We start from the raw sequence: 18,589 nt of genomic DNA on the forward strand, positions 1-18,589 counted from the left end.
CGCTATCGCACCGCACCATGAATGGATACAGGTCAAAGGCATTGACGGCGATTCTGCTCCTCTCGTGCGCGGCGCCGCTCGGCTGCGGCGCGTTCATCGCGTCGCTCGGCCCCGAGGAGAAGGCTCAGCTCGACGAGTTCGCGAGGAGGTACAACGAGACGTCCGCCGCGTCGAAGAAGAGCCTCGACACGAACGAGGCGTATTTCAACGCGATCATCGTGGCCGCGAGCTGTGCGGACAAGACCAAGCTGGCGGTGGGCAACGAGTGGATGACCGAGACCGTCGATGGGAAGATGTACGTGGAGCAGGCGCGTGACAAATGCGCCGAGATGCTGACGGCGCTCCGCAAGAAGGACTCGGGAGAGCAGGGCTGCGGCTATGCCTCGCTCCGCGTGGAAGGCGGACAGCAGCGCCCCGGCATGGACTGGACAACCACCGTGAGCGGCGCCCTGAACTTCGGTACGAACGAGCGGACGAACCTCCGCGCCCAGGACGACGGCTCGCGCGAGCTCACGGCGTGCGACAAGGTGCCGGAGAAGGGCACGGCGCCCGCTCCCATCTGGAGGCCGGACCTCGTCAAGGAGGCCGAGAGGATGTGCGGGGAAGGCGCGATCATCCTCTACACGGGCACGGATTGGAAGACGAACGAGGCGTCGTCGACCGACGGGGACCACTACCTGACACGCTACCTCGACGCGGAGTGCTGGTACCCGAAGGGGACGGTCGGCAAGGACTACAAGGTGCCGGTGGACTGCGAATCTGGCGACACGCCGCCCGAGCCCAACAAGTCGTGCGTCACGTCGGCCGGGAAGCTCGTGGTGAGGTGAAATCGCCCTCGGCCGCCGCCGGCCTGAATTGAAATCTCAAACAGGCGCCCTCACGCAGCCGGCTAGCCCTCGTCGACCCCCGCGCGCACGGCTCTCGTGATGACGAGGCCGCGCCCGGGATGCCCTGCCGTCCATTCATTGAGGCGCAAGAGCTCTCCCCCCGCGACCCGCTCCCGCCCGTCCGGGCCCGTGACCGTCGCCGGCGCGGCGTGCAGCACCAGCGCGACCTGGACCGCAGGGCTCGGCCGCGGCCGCGACGCGAGGGTCGCATCGAGCGCGCGCACCGCCCCGACCAGCCGGGCCCGGGCGGCGCGGCTGCCCTCCGGATCGCCGGGGAGCGTCGTCGCGCCGACCAGCACCCCGCCGCCGTCGACCAGCGTGACCAGGCCCGCCCCGGCCACGGCGCGCCGCGCCGCCGCGAGCACCGCCTCAGCGTCGTCGAAGGCCGCCTCGTCGAGCTCTTCCTCTCCCTCGATCTGCACCGCGACGTGCAGCGCCGCCGCCGGGCAGACGCGGGCCTCGTCCCTCGCGGCGAGCAGCGCCGCGCGGAGATCCGCGAGGAGCTCGGCGACGCCCGGGTAGCGCGCGTCCGGCGACTTCTCGAGGCAGCGCGCGATCGCGGCGTCGAAGGCCCGCGGCACGGTCACGAGATCGCCCGCCCGGGGCGGCGGCGCGAAGAGCTGGAGCTCCTCGAGCTCGACGATGTTGTCGGCGTGGAACGCGGGCTGCCCGGTGAGCAGCTCGTAGAGCAAGAGGCCGAGCGCGTAGACGTCAGTCCGCGCGTCGACGGGGCGGCCGGCGATCTGCTCGGGGGCCATGCTGCCTGGCGTCCCGAGCACGCTGCTCTGCGTGAAGATCGGCCCGCGGCCGAGCCGCTCGGGCTCCAGCAGCTTGGCGATCCCGAAGTCGACGAGCCGCGTCGTGAACCACCCGTCCCTCGGGATCGCCATGACGTTCTGCGCCTTGACGTCGCGGTGGACGATGCCCACCGCGTGCGCGGCGGAGAGCGCGCCGCCGACCTCCTCGAGCACGGCGAGCGCCTCCGCGGCCGAGAACGCGCCGCGCGCGCGGAGCTCCTGCTTCAGCGTGCGGCCCTCGATCCATTCCATCGCGATGTAGGGCCTGCCGTCCGGCAGGTCGCCCACGCCGACGCTCGCCACGATGTGCGGGTGCGCGAGGCCCCGGAGGGCCGCGGCCTCTTGCTGAAATCGCTCAAGGATACGCGTACTTGCGGCGAGCCGGCGCCGGAGGACCTTGAGCGCGACGGGCCGGCCCGTCCCGATCTGCGTGGCCAGGTAGACCACGGCGAAGCCCCCGTGGCTCCGCGCCGCCTCCACAAGGAATTCCCCGGCGAGGGTGCCGGGAGCGAGGTCATCGGGCGCGCCCGGCTCCTCGTCGAGGAGGGTGGAGGCGGGATCGAGGGATCGGGTCGGTGCGGTCACTGCATCGCCGAGATCGCAGCAGCTGGCCCGAGAGCGCAAGCCCCACGGTGGCGCTTCCGAGCGCGGCTCCGGCCGGGCGACCGCCGGACGGCAATCTCACGGCTTCGTCGGCCCGCTGAGCTGCGTCGGAACGGCCTTGCGCTGGGCGGGAAGACCATCCGTGGGAGGAGGGTCCCCCTTGGGGACGCGAATGATGGGATCCGGCGGCTGCCTGGCGATGATGGGCGGCCTGCGAACGGCGACCGGGCCCGAGCCGTTCTCGTTGAGCTCCTGGCACCCCTTGGGGCCGAAGACGTCACACGGCTCGCGCAGGTACACGGTCACGGGGTTCATCCACCGCTTGGCGTCGCCGGCTTCGCCGGTGCAGGGGCCCGTGTACGTCCCGTCGACCGGCGCTCCCTCGCAGACGTTTGCGCGCCCCATCTCTGCAGCCCCGGGCACGCTAGCCGCGTAGCTCTGGCACGCGCCGACATGCTTCGCGAGGCACCCCGGCTGACCTCCCCCCGTGGATCTGGCGCACACGCGCCGCTGCATGTAAATGGTGTCGTCGTACTGCGGGCCCGCGGCGTGCTCTTGCGGATGACAGACGAACGCCTCCTTGTAGATCATATCGTCGAGGTGCGCTGTGGTCAGGCTCGGTCGGACGATCTTGCCCGCGACCAGCGTGACCTCGAAATCGGTGTTGAGCGCGCTCGCATTGAAGAGGTTGCCGAAGAACGCGCCCTCCCGCCAGGGATAATTCGTCTTCTCCGCCGCATCCACCTGGAGCATCCTGGTCGTCCCTGGCTTGTCCGAGGGCACACGTCCGCGAGCCGAGATATTGACCCGCACGCCGAAGGCGTTGTTCTTGGCGAGCAGGCAGGCCGAGACCAGCTCCTGGCAGCTCGCCCTCATGGCGTTATGCGCCTTGTCCCGCTCGGGCCACAGCGGATCAGCCCACGCAGGGCAGAGCCCCATGGATCCGGAATAAGAGAGAGGGCTGTCGGGCTGCGCGCGCGCAGCGCGCTCCTCCGCCGTCGGGGCCCATGCTCCCTCGTACGCCGGCGGGGTCCACTCGACGCGCTGTTTCGTGGCGAGGGCACACTCGACGAGATCCTTCATCACATCGCGCGCCCAGGGGTCGAGCAGGGCGTCATGGAGGGGGCCGGCGGCGAACGACGCGGTCGTCAGCGGATTGCGGTCGAGCGCCAGAAGGCTCTGCCGGTTGGTCGTCAGCAGGTTGTGGCCCAGGTGGTCGAGCGTCAGGTGGTTGGCGATCACCATGAGCGGCACGGGGACCGCGCTGTTCGCGCTCGTGGCGCCGGCCGCGAGCACGATGCCCGCGGTCAGCGACAGGGTGGCCACTCCGAGACAAGCCGTTCGTCGATTCATCGTTGCCCCTTTCCGGTCATCGAGTCGGAAGCACGTCTAAAGCAGGTCTTGGACACGTCAGCTGCACGTCCACGTCAAAGCACGCCTCGCGCCACGCCGATCGGCCCCGGAAACGCGCGCTCTCCTCTGCGTGGGCCGGGCGCGATGTGGCGCGCGCCGCGACAGCCGGCGGGGGCCTGTCGCCTGGGCGGCGACAGAGGGTGTCGGGAGGCCGCTCACGGGAGCTCGTGCCCGTCGAGCTGCGCCGAGAGGCGCGAGAGCCGCCCCTTCCAGAACCGTGTTCCCCAGGTCTTCTGCGTCGCCTCTCCGAGGAAGCCGCGGGCGTCCTCGCGCCTGCCGCTCTCCAGCGCGGCGGCCGCGGCGAAGCAGAGGACCTCGATGTGCTCGCTGAGGAGCGCGGCCTCCCGCACCTCGGCGACGAGCGCCGCCCACGCCTCCGCCGGCGCGCCCGCGCCCTCCACGACCTGCGCGCACAGGCGGACCAGGACCCGCGTGACCGGCGGGGCGGCGCCGAGATCGCAGCGGGTCCGCACCCAGTCGAGGTGGCGCCTCGCGTCGGCGAGCTCGCCGCGCGCGCACTGGATCCGCGCGACGAGCAGCGCGTAGTCCGGCATGGCGCTCGCCTCGAAGAACCGCTGCTGGAGCTCGAGGGCGCGGAGCGCGAGGGGCAGCGCCTCGGCGAGCTCGCCGCCCCAGTAGAGCAGCTCGGCGAGGTTATGGGCCGGGCCGCGCTCGAGGTACGCGTTGCCGAGCTCGCGCGCCAGCGCGACCGCGGTCCTGAGGTCGTTCACGGCGCCCTCCGGGTCCTCGCGCATCAACCGGATCGTCAGCCGGTTCTGGTAGGCGCCGCCGAGGTGCAGGCGGTCGCCCACGCGCTCGCAGCGCGCGATGATCTCGTCGAACCGGGCCTCGGCCTCCTCGAGCCGGCCGGCGTAGACCAGCGCGGGCGCGAGCAGCAGCAGGGCGATCACCTGGCTCTCGTGGTCGCCGAGCGCCTCGGCGCGCCTCGCCGCGGGCGCGAGGCGCGCGATGGCGTCCTCGAGCTCTTGCCGGCGGAAGTGCCCGCGCCCGAGGGCCACGTCGCAGCGCACGTCGAGGCCGGGATCCGCGCGCCGCTCCAGGAGGGGCACCGCGCGGTCCACGAGGGCCTGCGAGCCGGCGAAGTCGTCGCACCAGTCCAGGATGGTCGCCTCTTCGAGGAGCAGATCGGCGACCGCGGCGGCGTCCCCGGAAGCCTCGGCGATGGCCCGCGCGCCGCGGAGGTCGTCCGCGGCGTCGTCGAAGCGCTGGATGCGATAACGAACCTTGCCCCGGCCCGCGAGGGCCGCGCCCCGGCTCACGCGGCCTCGGAGCGCCGCCGTGGCCTCCGCAGGCGCCGCGCCCGCGCGCTCGGTCTCCTCGAGCGCCGCGAGGGCCGCTGTGTAGTGCCGCTCGGCGTCGACGTAGAGGTGCCGCCGCCGCGCCTCCTCGGCGAGCTCGAAGCAAGCCGCCGCCGCCTCGGCGTGCGCGCCCGCCGCCGCCGCGTGGCGCGCGATCCTGGCGAGCGCCGCGCCGCCCTCCCTGGGCGCCGCGAGCAGCCCCTGGAGCGCGATCCCGTGCAGCCGCCGCCGCTTCGCCGCGGGCACCTCCGCCTCGATCGCCCGGCGGAGCAGCGGGTGCGCGAACGCGAGCCGCCCCCCGTCGGCGGCGCGCAGCAATCCGCGGCGCAGGAGCCGCGACAGGCCGACGCCGGGGTCGAGATCCGCGCACGCGTCGACCGCGCGCTCGCGCGCCGCTTCGTCAAGGAGCTTTCCGATCTCGTCGATCGCGAGCTCGTCACCCGCGAGGGCGCAGACCTCCGCGAGCTCGGCGAGCGGCGGCGGCAAGCCGGCGAGCGCGCGCCGCGCGAGGCCGCTCATGACCGGCGCGGCCTCGCCCCGCGAGATCTCGTCGCCGGCGAGGTACCACCCCGGGCCGCCGCGCGCCTTTCTGATGGCGCCCGCCTGCCGGAGCGCGGCGGCCAGGTCGACGACGAAGAGCGGGACCCCCTGCGCGGCGCCGAGCAGGCTCGCGACGACCGGCTCCGGCGCGAACTCGACCGGGTGCAGCCGGTCGAGGAGCAACGCGCGCGCGGCGTCGGCGTCCAGCGGAGGGAGCGTCCGTTGCCGGGCGCGCGCCGCCCGCTCGCCGAGGAGCGGGCGCGCGGCGGCCAGCGCGGGGTGCGCCGCCACGATGACGGCGAGCGGCGCGCGCGCGCCCGCGAGGGTCGCGATCTCGATCGCGTCGAGGCCGCCCTGGTCGCCCCACTGCGCGTCGTCGACGACCAGCGCGAGCGGGCGCTCCCGCGCGAGCCGCTGGAGCGCCTCGCCGGCGGCCCGGGCGAGCGTCTGGCGGAGCGCGCCGGGCGCGGCGAGCATGGCCGCGACGGCGGGATCGGTCTCGGGCAGGGCGTCGAGCGCGAACGCGACGGCGGACCACGAGGCGAGGCCGAGCTCGGGGCCGAGCCGCGCGACGCAGGCGTCGCGGAGGGAGTCCGCCGCCGCGCCGGGGTCGACGCCGAGGCAGGCGCGGAGCAGCGCGCGGGCGAGCCCGGCCGGCTCGGCGAGGTCGGGCGGCCTCGCCGCGACCGCGATCGCGCGCGCGCCCGGCTCGGCGGAGAGCGCCGCGGTCACCGCCTCGCAGAGGCGCGTCTTGCCGTGGCCGACCTCGCCGAGCAGCGTGAAGAGGAGCGGCACGCCGTCGCGAAACGCCCCGCGCGCGTGCGCGACGACCTCGGCGACGAGATCGTCCCGCCCGCGGAGCGGCAGCGCGAGCGCCGGGGTGTCCAGCGCGGCGGAGCTCGCGCTCGGGGTGGCCTCGGCGCCCTCCTTGGCGGCCTCGGCACCCTCGTCGAGGAGGGCGGCGGCCTCGGGGGTGACCACCACCGGATCCGGCGCGCCGGGAGGCCAGAAGTCGGCGGGCCGCGCGAGCGCGGCCCCGGCGAACACCATCCCGCCCGCGCCCTCGCGCGCGTGGAGCTCGGCGACGTGCACCGCCGCCGAGGTCACGTCGTCCAGCGACGCGACGAGCCGCTGGGCCGCCTGGAAAGCGGCGCGCGCGCGCAGGCGGGCCGGCCCGGGAAAGGCGATGACGTAGAGGCCGTCCTGCACCCTGGCGAGCCGCCCGCCGAAGGGGGATGCGACGCCGACGACGCGGTCCATCGGCGCGTTGCCGCGCACCGCGACGAGCGCGACGGGGCTCCGCCGCGGCGGGGCGCGCCCGCTCGCCGCGGCCCCCTGGAGGGGCGAGGCGGCTGTCTGGAGCCCCGGATCGACCGCGTGGCGCGGCGAGGGGGCCGTGACGGCCGCGAGCGCCGCCCGCAGCGCCTCGCAGAAGGCGCGCGCCGACCCGAAGCGCTCCTCCCGCGCCTTGGCCAGCGCGCGCAGCAGCACCTCGTCGGCGCCCCGGGGCACGGGCGCGATCTCCGACGGCCGGGGCGGGCGCTGGGAGACGTGCGCGTGCACGACAGCCGACGCGTCCCCGGCGAAGGGCGGCCGCCCTGTGAGCAGCTCGAAGGCGACGATCCCGAGCGCGTACAGGTCCGCGCGGCCGTCGACGTCGCGCGCGTCGAGGCACTGCTCCGGGGCCATGTACAGCACGCTGCCGAGCCGGAGCCCCGTGTGCGTGACCTCGCTCCCCTCCTCCACCGCGCCGTTCGCCCCCGGCCGCGCGAGCCCGAGATCGAGGAGAGCGACCTCCGGCCCCCCCATCCGCCGCAGCATCACGTTCTCCGGCTTCAGATCCCGGTGGACGACGCCGGCCGCGTGCACCGTGTCGACCGCGGCGCCGATCGCGTCGACGAGCCGCATGGCCTCCGCCGGCGCGGCGGCGCCCGCCCCGGGGAGCGCCTCCATCCATCGCGCCAGCGTCTCGCCGTCGAGGAGCTCGAGGACGAGATAAGGAAAGCCTCCTTCCATCTCGCCCTCCCCGAGCAGCCGCGGCACCGCGGGCGGACCGACCCGGCGGAGCGCCGCCGCCTCGCGCGAGAACCGCGGATCGCCTCGATGGCGCGCGATCTTGAGCGCCACCGCGAGGCCGTCCTCGCGCCGCGAGGCCGCGAACACGCGGGCGAAGCCGCCCTCGTCGAGGAGGCGGAGCCCATCGAACCCCGGGACCCGGGGCACGACCTCCCCCGCCCCGGGCTCTTCCTTCGCGGCGCTCGCGGCCGTGCCGCCGTGCAGGGGGCACCCCGCGACGACACCGATCCTGCGGTGACAGAGGGTGCAGCGCATCCGAGGGGTTTCCTCCGGGGCGATGCTACTGCGCGCGTCGAGCCGCCGGAAGCATGGATGCCTCCCGCCGACCCGAAGAGGTCGCCATCCAGGGGTTTCGTCCGGTAGAGCCCATCCTGGTTCGCGTTATAGTGGCGCGCTTCGGCGGAGGGGGCGTGACGATCCGTCGAGGCGAACGAGCTGCTGACGCTCAGATGGAGGTGAACGGATGCGGACCTTTGTGCTTGGTCTCCAGGAGGTCGATCGAACGAAGGCCAAGTTGGTCGGGGGCAAGGGCGCGAACCTGGGGGAGCTCACCAGGATCGAGGGGATCCGCGTGCCCCCTGGCTTTTGCGTCACGACCGAGGCCTTCCAGCGGATCATGGGAGGAGCGCCGTCGATCGGCGGGTTGCTCGATCGGTTGTCGTCGCTCGCGGCGGAGGACCGGGACGGGATCCGGGAGCTCAGCGGCGAGCTGCGCCGGATCATCGAAGGGACGGCCATCCCCGAGGACCTGCAAGAGGCGCTCACCCAGGTTCTTTCGGGGCTTGGCGCGGGCGACGCCTACGCCGTACGGTCCAGCGCGACGGCGGAGGATCTGCCGGGGGCTTCCTTCGCGGGCCAGCAGGATACGTACCTGAACGTCATCGGGACGCAGGCGATCTTGCAGCACGTCCGCCGGTGCTGGGCATCGCTCTTCACCGAGCGGGCGGTGATTTACCGGATCCAGCATGGCTTCGATCACCGCAAGGTCCACATGGCGGTGGTGGTGCAGAAGATGGTCTTCCCGCAGGCAGCCGGGATCGTCTTCACGGCCGATCCCGTCACCTCGAACCGGAAGGTGTCGTCGATCGAGGCTGGCTTCGGCCTGGGGGAGGCCCTCGTCGCCGGCCTGGCCAGCGCCGATCGCTACAAGGTGCGGAACGGCCAGGTCATCGAGAAGGCGATCGCCAGAAAGACGCTGGCCACGCGTGCCCTGGAGGAGGGCGGCACCGAAGAGCGGGCGATCGAGCCCGAGCGGCAGGACGGGCAGGTGCTGACGGACGCGCAGATCCTTCGGATCGAGCGCCTGGGCCGGCAGATCGAAGGGCATTTCGGCCACCCCCAGGACATCGAGTGGTGCCTGGTCGAGGAGGAGCTCCACATCGTCCAGAGCCGGCCGATCACGACCCTGTACCCCATCCCCGAAGCCGGTGATCGAGGCAACCACGTCTACATCTCCGTCGGCCATCAACAGATGATGACCGACGCGATGAAGCCCCTGGGGCTGTCCTTGTTCCAGCTGACCTCGGGTGGCCGCATGCTCGCGGCGGGCGGCAGGTTGTTCGTCGATCCCACGAAGCAGCTGGCCTCACCGGCCAGCCGGGACGCCCTGCTGGATCTCCTGGGGCGCTCCCATCCGCCCCTCAGGGACGCCCTCTCGGCGCTCATCGAGCGGGGAGACTTCATCGAGCCCTTGCCCGACGAGCCGACGGCCTCGCGCCCCGGACAGGGCAAGCAGGCGCCGGGGCACTTCGACGCGCAGATCGATGACGACCCGGCGATCGTCGCGGAGCTGATCGAGCGCACCCAGGCCGCGCTGGCGGAGCTGAAGCGCGACATCCGGACCAAGACCGGAACGGCGTTGTTCGACTTCATCCAGGAGGACATCCAGCGACGGAGCGTGGCCATGTTCGGTCCGCAGAGCATGGGCGTGATCATGGCGGGCATGAACGCTTCATCGTGGATCAACGAGAAGATGATGGCGTGGCTCGGCGAGAAGAGCGTCGCCGATACGCTCTCCCAGTCCGTGTCGAACAACATCACGTCGGAGATGGGCCTGGCGCTGCTGGATGTCGCCGACGTGATCCGTCCTTATCCGGACGTCGTCGCTCATCTGCAGAACGTGAAGCACGATGGCTTCCTGGATGAGCTGGTCGAGCTCGACGGCGGCAAGGAGGCCCGGGACGCCATCCAGGCTTACCTCGACAGATACGGTATGCGATGTGCGGGGGAAATCGACATCACGAGGGCCCGCTGGAGCGAGGAGCCAGCGACCCTGGTCCCCTTGATCCTGAGCAACATCAAGAACTTCGAGCCTCATGCCGGCAAGCGGAAGTTCGAGCAGGGGCGGCGGGAGGCCTTGGAGCGAGCGCGAGCGCTGCTCGACCGGTTGAGGCAGCTGCCGGACGGGGAGCAGAAGGCCAGCGAGGCCCAGCGGATGATCGACCGGCTCCGGAGCTTCATCGGCTATCGCGAGTATCCGAAGTACGGCCTCGTCAATCGCTACTTCGTTTACAAGCAGGCCTTGCTGCGAGAAGCCGAGCGGCTCGTGCAGGCCGGCGTGATCCACGACGCCGAAGACATCTACTACCTCACGTTCGACGAGCTCCGCGAGGTCGTGCGCACCCATCGGCTGGACGACCGGCTCGTCGGCAAACGGAGAGCGGAACACGAGCTCCACAAGAAGCTGTCGCCGCCGCTCGTCATCACGTCCGACGGGGAAGTCGTGGCAGCTGCGCACAAACGAGCCGATCTCCCCGCCGGAGCGATCGTCGGCCTGGCGGTCTCGTCGGGCGTCGTCGAGGGACGAGCCCGCGTCCTCCTGGACATGGCCGATGCGGAGCTGGAGGCGGGGGACATCCTGGTCACCCCCTTCACCGACCCCAGCTGGACGCCCTTGTTCGTGTCCATCAAGGGCCTCGTGACCGAGGTGGGGGGCCTGATGACCCATGGCGCGGTGATCGCCCGGGAATACGGCTTGCCGGCCGTCGTCGGCGTGGAGAATGCGACCAGGTTGATCCGGGATGGACAGCGCATCCGCGTGCATGGAACGGACGGGTATGTCGAGATCCTGACATGAGATCCGCGGCGCTCGCGCTCCTCGTCGGGGCCGCGCTGGGCACCTTCGATCGTCCTGCCGATGCGGGACCGCGCACCTCATCGCTCGCGTGGGTGCGGATGCCCGGGGCCGAGGCGTGCATCGACGCGCGGACGCTCGCGCTCGCCGTGGAGCGGCGGCTCGGGCGGGTCGCGTTCGTGCCGCCCACCCTCGGCGAGGTGACGATCGAGGGGCGGATCGAGCGCTCGCAGGGGGCCGGCGGCTGGCGGGCGACGATCCGGGTGTTCGACGCGGGTGGGACGGCGATCGGGTCGCGGGAGATCGAGGCCGATCAGGTCGATTGTCGGGCGATCGACGATCAGCTCGAGCTCGTGATCGCGTTGCTCGTCGACCCCGACGCCTCGCTCGTGCTCCCCCGCGCCGCCGGCAGCCCGGCCGCGAGCGCCGGCGGGGGAGCGCCGGGCGCGGCGGAGCGGCCCGCCCCGCTGCCCCCGGCGGAGCGGCCCGCCCCGCTGCCCCCTACCGCAAAGGCGGCTGCCCCGCTTCCGGCGTGTCCGCCTGCTCCAGCGGCGCCGAGCGCCGCCTGGCGGGTGGGAGGCGCGGTGGAGGCCGTGGGCGGGCTCGGGCTCGTGCCCGGGCCCGCGGGCGTCGGGGTCGGGGTGCGCGCGCACGCAACGCCGCCGCGCGGGCCGGGCTTCGAGCTGGGCGGCGCGCTGTGGGCGAGCCCGGACGTCCGCGAGGCGCCCGGATCGCCGGCGTTCTCGCTCGCCTACGGGAGGCTGTCCGTGTGCCCCATCGAGATCGCGCGCGGCGGGACGGCGCTCTCGGGCTGCGCTGGCGCGATGCTCGGATCGCTGCGCGTCGAGGGGCTCGCGGTGCCGAGCAGGTTCCGCCACGAGCGGCTCGTGCTCGATCTGAGCCTCGACACGCGCGTGCGGCGGCGCTTCGTGGGGCCGCTGTTCGGGGCCGTCGGGCTCGGGATCGCGGTGCCGATCGTGCAGGACGTCTATTTTTACACCGATGCGGCGGGGGCGCGGCGCGAGATCTTCCAGGTGTCGCCGGTATCGGCGCTCCTGGACCTCGGCCTCGGCCTCGAGCTGCCTTGACCGGGCCGCGTCGATTCTTTCAAAACGCGTCCGCCGCGCGTCCACTCACCCCAGCGCATGTCCCTGCTCGCCACCGCGCGCGAACGCCGGCCGCGCGCGATCTCCGCGCCGGGAGGCCCGGTCCCGTCCTTCGAGCAGCTCTTCTTCGAACACGCCCCGTTCGTCTGGCGCGCGCTGCGGCGGCTCGGCGTCCATGAGGCCGACGCGGAGGACGTCTGCCAGGAGGTCTTCATGATCGTCCACCGGCGCCTCGCGAGCTTCGAGGGGCGATCGTCGGTCCAGACCTGGATCTACGGCATCTGCATCCGGGTCGCGGCCGACTACCGCAAGCGCGCCCACCGGCGCCGCGAGTCCGCGCGCGCCGAGCTGCCCGACCAGGAAGCGCTCGAGGATCAGCACGGGGCGCTCGAGGACCGTGAGGCGCGCGCGCTCCTCGACGCGTGCGTCCAGACGCTGGACGACGACAAACGCGCGGTGTTCGTGCTGTTCGAGCTGGAGGAGCTGCCGATGACGGAGGTCGCGGAGGCGGTGGGCTGCCCGCTCCAGACGGCGTACGCGCGGCTCTACGCGGCGCGCCGCGTGGTCGAGGCTGCCCTGCGGCGCACCACGGCCGGGAGGAGGATGCCTTGAGCAAATTGAAGGATCCGCCGCGGCTCGTCGATGCGTCCTCGGACACGACCGACGCCGTGCGCGCCGTCCTGCGCGCGGGTCGGCGCGAGCTCCCCGGGCCTTCCGACCTGGCCCGCCTCGCCGCGCGCCTCCCGCTCGGGCCGCTCCCGCCGCCGGGCGCCTCGCCGCCCCCGCCGCCTCCACCCGCGCCCGGGCACCTCACCGCGGCCGCCGCGGGGCCTTCCGTGGCCTCCAGCGCGCTCCTCGGCGCGCTCCTCGGGCTCGGCGTCGTGGGGGGCGTGTGGTGGCGCGACGCTGCCACGGCGCCGCGCGACGCCGCGCCCAGCGCCATCGCGACCGCCTCCGGGCCGAGCGCCGCCGCGCCCACGCCGACTCCCCCGCGGCTCGCGGAGCCCGGCTTCGACGGCGCCGGGCACGACGGCGCCGGACACGCCGGATCGGAGGCGGGCCGCGGCGCGGCGCATGCGCCCTCGAGCGCGGCCGCGCCGCGCGACGAGCTCCTCCCGCGCGCGAGCACCGCCGCGCCACGCGCCGGCGGGGCGGCGATCCCCTCGCCGGGCGCGCCGAGCGGCGACGCTCCCGCGAGCGCGGGCCCGCCTTCCGCCGGCTCCGCCGAGACCGAGGTCCAGCTGCTCCATCGCGCGCAGGACGCGCTCGCCACCGACGCTGGTTCGTCCCTCGCGCTCACGGTCGAGCACGCGCGGCGCTTCCCCACCGGCGCGCTCGCTCAAGAGCGCGAGATCATCGCCATCCGCGCCCTGCTCGCCCTCGGCCGCGCGGCCGAGGCGCGCGCCCGCGCCGCGAGCCTGCTCGAGCGGTTCCCCGGCTCCGCGTACCGCGGCAGGCTCGAATCGCTCGGCCTCGATGGATCCTCTCCAAAAGATTGAGCCGATCTCTCCACGTACCAGGTGACCGCACGATGCGGTCCTTTCGACGGAGAACCCCCATGTCGAGTCGCTTTTCCTCGCGCGCCTCGTTCCCGCGGCGCGCCGCGAACCTCTTCCTTCTCGCCTCGCTCGCGGCGACTTCGCCGCTCCTCGGCGGCTGCGGGATCGAGCTCCAGATTGGCGAAGAGCCCAGAGAGGGTGATGGTCCCGGCGCCGCGACGGGCACGGGCGGCTCCCCGCCGGGCGCCAGCACCGCGACGGGCACGGGCGGCGGGGGCGCCGCCTCGACGGGTACGAGCGGAGCTGGCGCCGCGGGCGGAGGCGGCGGTATGCTGCCCACCGGCGGCGGTGGCACGGGAGGCGGCGAAGGCGGAGGAGGGAGCCTCCCAGGCAAGCCGACCGTTCCGGAATGCGCGGACTCCGTCGCCTATCTCGCTCCAATCGAGGTGAAAACCCAGGCGCAGCTCGACGCGCTGCCGCTCATTCACAGCGCGGGTAACGTCGCGATCGCCGGCACCGTCGAGGACCTCCAGCACCTCAAGTGCCTGACCGGGGCGGACATCGTCGAGATCACGAGCGACTCGCTCGAGGATCTGACGGGGCTCGAACGGCTGCAGGTGGTCACGAAAGACCTCACCGTCAAAAACGCCCAAGCCTTGCGCTCCCTTTCAGGCCTCCAAGGACTTCGGCACGTGGGCCGCTACTTCAGCATCGCCGAGAACGCCGCCCTGCTCGATCTCCACGGCCTCGAGCTCTACGTCGAGGAATCGAACTACCTCGACATCGTCGGGAATCAACGGCTCGAGAGCCTGGACGGCCTTGGCATCACGGACGCGCGACAGCTCGCCATCATGGACAACCCGGCGCTCGAGAGCCTCGACGGTCTCCGAGTGGAGCGAGCCGCCAGCTTCTCGATCGTCAGAAATAACTCCCTCACGAACCTCGACGCCCTGTCGTCACTGACCGAGGTCCGCGATCAGCTTTACGTCAGCGAGAATCGCGAGCTGCTGAGCATCGCCGGCCTCCACGGTCTCACGCGCGGAGTCGAGGTAGTCATCGACATCAACGACAAACTCCGCGATCTCTCCGGCCTGCACAACATGAGCAAGATAAGCCTGCTTCGCGTGAGCAAGAACGATTCTCTCGAAAACATCGACGCGCTCGCGGGCGTCGAGTTAGACGAGCTCTATTTGCACCGCAACGCCTCGCTCACGAACATCGATGGCTTGCAGGAACTCACGAGCATCGGAGCCATTCTGATCCTCAACCAGCCGAGCATCACGTCCCTCCGAACCCTGAGCAACTTGACGCGAGCAGGCATCGTTACGATCCATGAAACGGGCGTAACGAACCTCGAGGGCCTCGAGAACGCCAAGATCGACGTGGAGCTCTCCGTCACCGACAACGCAAATCTCCAGAGCCTCACCGGTCTCAACCCCGACAATCACGTCCTCGAGACCGTGGGGGTCATGAGAAATCCGAACCTGAGCGACCTCACCGGACTCGAAATGATCGAGGCCGCGACCAGAACCATCTACATCATCGACAACGGTCGACTGGTCTCCCTCTCGGGCCTCGACAATCTGACCTCGGTCCCCTCGCTCCTGGTCACGCAAAATCCGGCGCTCACGAACATCGCGGCGCTCGGCTCGCTCGAGACCGTGGTCCAAAGGCTCTCGATCACGGACAATACGTCGCTTCCGAGCTGCCAGGCCTGGGCCGTCGCCGGTCAAATCGAACCCGGCACGGCCACCCTCGAGGTGAGGGGCAACTACCCGGGCGACACCTGCGACTGAGCCAAAAGACCAACAGATCCAACGCGTTCACTCGGCTGCGCAGGTTTGTCTACACCACGCTGGCGCGGCGGCGTAACCTGCGGCGCATGACCTTCGGCCGCACCCTGCGTCGCGCGATCCTATGCCTCTGTCCGTTGGCCCTGCTCGCCGCGTGCACGGAGGAACAGCCCTCTGACGTGGGCGCTGGCGGAGGCACCGGGACCTCCGAGAGCACCGGGAGCACGAGCGGAGCGACCGGGACCAGCGCAGGCGCTGGCGGCGCCGGCGCCGCTGGCGGCAGCGATGGCAGCGGCGGCAGTGGAGGAAGCGGTGGCGTGCCGCCGCGGGACCCCGAGGAGGTCCCGGTGCTTGAGAACGTCGTGTTCTACGACGGCTACGCCGAGAAGGTCGACGAGCCGATCCCGGACGGCGTGATCCGCCACAACAACTCGCTGGTTGCGACCAGGTTGACCGACGAGCTGCTCGCCAAGGTCCAAACCACCCTGAAGGTCCGCGTGGTCGTGGGAGCGCTGTGCGACAACTACGACCGACTCGGCTCGGTCAACCTGGCGCTGGTCCCCAAGGGCGCCCAGACCTACGTTCCCGGCGAGGTCGACCGGATCGAGGTCGCGCGGTTCGTCACGCCGTTCATGGACATGAACAAGCAGCCGACGACGGTCCCCTACGAATGGGAGGCCAGCAACCTCGTACCGATCTTGAAAGACGCCGACATCCTGGCCGATCACGATGTCTGGCTCGAGCTGGGCATCTTCGGCGTGCCTTACGCCGCGAACGACGAGATCCCCGGCTGCGCCGGTCGCAATGACACGCAGCTCGGATCGCTGCTGTTGTACACCGACAGCACGAAGGAGGCCCAGGACTTCAGCGTCCTGCTGCCGCTGGCGATCAGCGAAGATTTCAACAATTACGCGACGGGCGCCAGCGACAAGGTCGGCACGACCCGCAAGACCGTCCGCTTCGAGCTGCCGGCAGACACACAGAACGCGCAGCTCGTGCTGATCACGTCGAACCACGGCGCCAACGAGGGCGGCGAGGAGTATATTCGCCGCGAGCACTACGTGTACGTCGACGGCGAGCTGGCCTTGCAGTACAAGCCCGGGCGCACGTCGTGCGAGCCGTTTCGCAAGTACAACACCCAGGGCAACGGCATCTACGGGCGGTCCCCGCGGTCGGACGCAGCGTGGCAGTCGTTCAGCAACTGGTGCCCCGGCGACGCGATCGACACCCGGATCGTCCCGTGGGGGGCCGCGAGCGCCGGCATGCACGAATTCGTGATCGACGTCCCCGACGCGACCTTCGTCGGCGGGGAGGGCAATTTCCCGTTCTCGCTCTACGTGCAGGCTCAGTGAACTCGTCTCTTTGACTCTCTCGACGGCCCGCGTCGCGGCGCCGTCGTCGTGCTCGATGTCTCGGGCCGGGGCTGCAGATCGAGCTGTGGCCACGCAGGCCACACCCGCGCTGCGCGGTGCGACGGCCGCGCGACAAACTCGCCAAAGGCAGCGCGAATTCCGCGGCTCGCGGGCGGTACGTCGATTGCTTGGCCGGGCCTCGAACGCACAGCGACCCAGGCGCGTCGCTGCGTGTCAGCCCACCAGCGCCGCGGCGCCGCGCGAGAGCGCAGGAGCCATGGAGACGATCATGTCGAAGCACCTCTTCCGCACCGCACCGTTCCTCGGCATCCTGATCACCACCGGCTGCGCCGCGACAGCCGGCGTCGATGAGCTCGACGATGAGCCGGTCGGAGAGGCCGAGAGCGCGCTCGCCGCCGAGATGACGCTCAGCCCGAACCAGCGGATCGTCAACGCCGCAAGCCTCTACACCGTGAACCCGGACATCGCGGTGAGCCAGTTCGCCGAGGCGTCGCTGGGCGGCTACTGCAACGGCGTGATGATCGGCCCGAACGTCTTCTTCAGCGCGGCCCACTGCGGGGGCGGGCCGACGACCATCACCTTCCGGACGTACCGGAACGGCAGCACGGCCACGTCGGACACGGAGGCCTTCACGTGCGACGCGATGGAGCAGACGTTCAACGACACGGACGGCGTGCTCTTCTTCTGCTGGCCGAACGCCGCCGGCGAGAACCCGGGCGACAAGTATGGCTACGTCGATTTCGACGTGTCGCCGCCCGTCGTCGGACAGCAGATCTACAGCATCTCGGCGAACAACCAGCAGAACGGCAGCCTCCCCTTCGACACGCGCATGTACGCGAACGGCCAGGTCACGAGCGTCACAGGCGCGGGGCACTGGTTCACCCCGTCCTCGGCGCCGAACACCGGCGTCGAGATGAACGTCTGGGGAGAAGGGGGCATGAGCGGCTCGCCCCATTTCAACGCGGCGAACGGCAAGATGCTCATCGCCCCGCTCTCCACGGCGTGCTCCGCCGGGTGCTGGGGCCGCAACGCGCTCTCGATGCGCGATCTGCTCTACTGGGGGTACATCAACCCGAGCTTCGACCCGGCGGCCCAGGGCCCCACGGTCAACGTCTCGCTCGTCACGAGCCTCGGCCTCACCCCGGCCAACTACTACGGCTGGGCGGACAAGGAGCTCGACTGGGAGTTCGACATCCAGCGCGACCTCGAGCGGCTGCGCGGCGAGGCCCGGCGCGACTGGTACAACCTCGGCTTCGACAGCCAGCGCCGCAACGCGCTCTGGGACCTCACCGCGCTCGCGAGCCTCGACGTGGCGAACCGGTGGGCGCGCATCAACCGCACGACCGGCGCGGGCTACGTCGACGCGCTCTCGCACGGCAAGCTGAACCTGGCCGCGGGCAGCTACCGGATCACGCTCATGACCTACACGCAGGCGAGCCAGTACTCGAGCTCGCTGTGGGTGGGGCTGAAGAGCGGCGCGACGTGGGTCGGGGGCGAGTACGTGGCGAACACCGTGGGTTCGGGCTGGCAGATGCACACGTTCGAGGTGAACGCCCCGTCCGACGGGCTCACGCTCGGGCTCGGCGTGTACGGGACCGCGGACATCCTCGTGTCCGCGCCGAGCGTGGTGAAGAGCACCGCGGTCATGAACTTCGACACCTTCGACAAGCGCACGAACTGGCGCAACGACATCGACGGGAGCCGGGCGCAGGTGGTCCCTGACGGGCGGGTGACGGGCGCGCCCAACTGGGCGGTCCGCGTGACGCAGAGCGCGACGGGCTATCCGGTGCGCAACCGCCAGCTCGCGCTGGCGGCGGGGCGGCCGTACCAGATCTGCTTCGACGCGCGCAGGACCGCCTCGAGCGGGTCTTCCCAGGCCGAGCTCCGCGTCGTGAGCGGCGGCGCCCAGGTGATGTGGACGAGCTTCTCGCCCTCGAGCGCCTGGAGCACCACCTGCTCGGCGTCGTTCACCCCGCCGTCGGACGACAACAACCTGCAGATCCGCGTCACGACCGGAGATCCGGTCCTCGTCGACAACATCGCGATCACCGCGATGTGACGCGACGCCGGCACGACCACGACCACGACGACGACGGTGAGCGACGGTGGG

General features: G+C 71.7%; 11 protein-coding genes. 8 read left to right on the forward strand and 3 right to left on the reverse strand.

All coding sequences use genetic code 11. The features are described from left to right. Positions 1–41: 41 nt before the first annotated feature. Positions 42–827, forward strand: a complete 786-nt coding sequence (locus WMF29_RS22640) for a hypothetical protein (protein WP_272092956.1) — start codon at positions 42–44, stop codon at positions 825–827. Between the two features lie 62 nt (positions 828–889). Here WMF29_RS22640 and WMF29_RS22645 read toward each other — a convergent pair whose 3' ends face one another. From WMF29_RS22645 to WMF29_RS22655, 3 genes are all read right to left on the reverse strand, one after another. Further along, on the reverse strand, positions 890–2,269 hold the full coding sequence (locus WMF29_RS22645; RefSeq protein ID WP_437330827.1) for a serine/threonine-protein kinase: 1,380 nt from the start codon (positions 2,267–2,269) through the stop codon (positions 890–892). Between the two features lie 96 nt (positions 2,270–2,365). Beyond that, the gene (locus WMF29_RS22650) at positions 2,366–3,640 is read right to left on the reverse strand and encodes a hypothetical protein (RefSeq protein WP_437330828.1); all 1,275 of its coding nucleotides are present in this window, start codon (positions 3,638–3,640) and stop codon (positions 2,366–2,368) included. 215 nt (positions 3,641–3,855) lie between these two features. Further along, positions 3,856–7,890 carry a protein kinase domain-containing protein gene (locus WMF29_RS22655; RefSeq protein WP_437330829.1) on the reverse strand — a complete coding sequence of 1,345 codons (4,035 nt, stop codon included), beginning with the start codon at positions 7,888–7,890 and terminating at the stop codon, positions 3,856–3,858. Positions 7,891–8,098: 208 nt separating this feature from the next. Here WMF29_RS22655 and rph point away from each other — a divergent pair, with 208 nt between their 5' ends. The 7 genes from rph (at position 8,099) to WMF29_RS22690 (ending at position 18,538) form a co-directional block, all read left to right on the forward strand. After that, the gene (gene rph / locus WMF29_RS22660) at positions 8,099–10,711 is read left to right on the forward strand and encodes a rifamycin-inactivating phosphotransferase (RefSeq protein ID WP_437330830.1); all 2,613 of its coding nucleotides are present in this window, start codon (positions 8,099–8,101) and stop codon (positions 10,709–10,711) included. Further along, positions 10,708–11,796, forward strand: coding sequence for a hypothetical protein (locus WMF29_RS22665; protein WP_437330831.1), 1,089 nt, complete (start codon positions 10,708–10,710; stop codon positions 11,794–11,796). Before rph ends, WMF29_RS22665 begins: the two co-directional genes overlap by 4 nt. 57 nt (positions 11,797–11,853) lie before the next feature. Continuing rightward, on the forward strand, positions 11,854–12,426 hold the full coding sequence (locus tag WMF29_RS22670) for an RNA polymerase sigma factor (protein WP_437330832.1): 573 nt from the start codon (positions 11,854–11,856) through the stop codon (positions 12,424–12,426). Then, positions 12,423–13,313 carry a hypothetical protein gene (locus WMF29_RS22675; RefSeq protein ID WP_437330833.1) on the forward strand — a complete coding sequence of 297 codons (891 nt, stop codon included), beginning with the start codon at positions 12,423–12,425 and terminating at the stop codon, positions 13,311–13,313. Before WMF29_RS22670 ends, WMF29_RS22675 begins: the two co-directional genes overlap by 4 nt. A gap of 329 nt (positions 13,314–13,642) precedes the next feature. Beyond that, positions 13,643–15,109 (forward strand): hypothetical protein, encoded by a 1,467-nt coding sequence (locus tag WMF29_RS22680; RefSeq protein WP_437330834.1) that lies wholly within the window; start codon positions 13,643–13,645, stop codon positions 15,107–15,109. 176 nt (positions 15,110–15,285) lie between these two features. Next, a complete protein-coding gene (locus WMF29_RS22685; protein WP_437330835.1) occupies positions 15,286–16,458 on the forward strand; it encodes a peptide-N-glycosidase F-related protein in 1,173 nt (390 codons plus the stop codon). Positions 16,459–16,747: 289 nt separating this feature from the next. Continuing rightward, the gene (locus WMF29_RS22690; RefSeq protein ID WP_437330836.1) at positions 16,748–18,538 is read left to right on the forward strand and encodes a trypsin-like serine peptidase; all 1,791 of its coding nucleotides are present in this window, start codon (positions 16,748–16,750) and stop codon (positions 18,536–18,538) included. The last annotated feature ends 51 nt before the right edge of the window (positions 18,539–18,589 follow it).

This window comes from Sorangium sp. So ce381 (assembly GCF_051473845.1).
Lineage (GTDB): Bacteria > Myxococcota_A > Polyangia > Polyangiales > Polyangiaceae > Sorangium > Sorangium atrum.

What these genes read in the sequence shown, in the direction of transcription:
- WMF29_RS22650 (WP_437330828.1), bottom strand. Translation starts at nt 3,640, where the DNA reads ATGAATCGACGAACGGCTTGTCTCGGAGTGGCCACCCTGTCGCTGACC.
- WMF29_RS22680 (WP_437330834.1), top strand. Translation starts at nt 13,643, where the DNA reads ATGCTGCCCACCGGCGGCGGTGGCACGGGAGGCGGCGAAGGCGGAGGA.
- WMF29_RS22655 (WP_437330829.1), bottom strand. Translation starts at nt 7,890, where the DNA reads ATGCGCTGCACCCTCTGTCACCGCAGGATCGGTGTCGTCGCGGGGTGC.
- rph (WP_437330830.1), top strand. Translation starts at nt 8,099, where the DNA reads ATGCGGACCTTTGTGCTTGGTCTCCAGGAGGTCGATCGAACGAAGGCC.
- WMF29_RS22665 (WP_437330831.1), top strand. Translation starts at nt 10,708, where the DNA reads ATGAGATCCGCGGCGCTCGCGCTCCTCGTCGGGGCCGCGCTGGGCACC.
- WMF29_RS22690 (WP_437330836.1), top strand. Translation starts at nt 16,748, where the DNA reads ATGTCGAAGCACCTCTTCCGCACCGCACCGTTCCTCGGCATCCTGATC.
- WMF29_RS22670 (WP_437330832.1), top strand. Translation starts at nt 11,854, where the DNA reads ATGTCCCTGCTCGCCACCGCGCGCGAACGCCGGCCGCGCGCGATCTCC.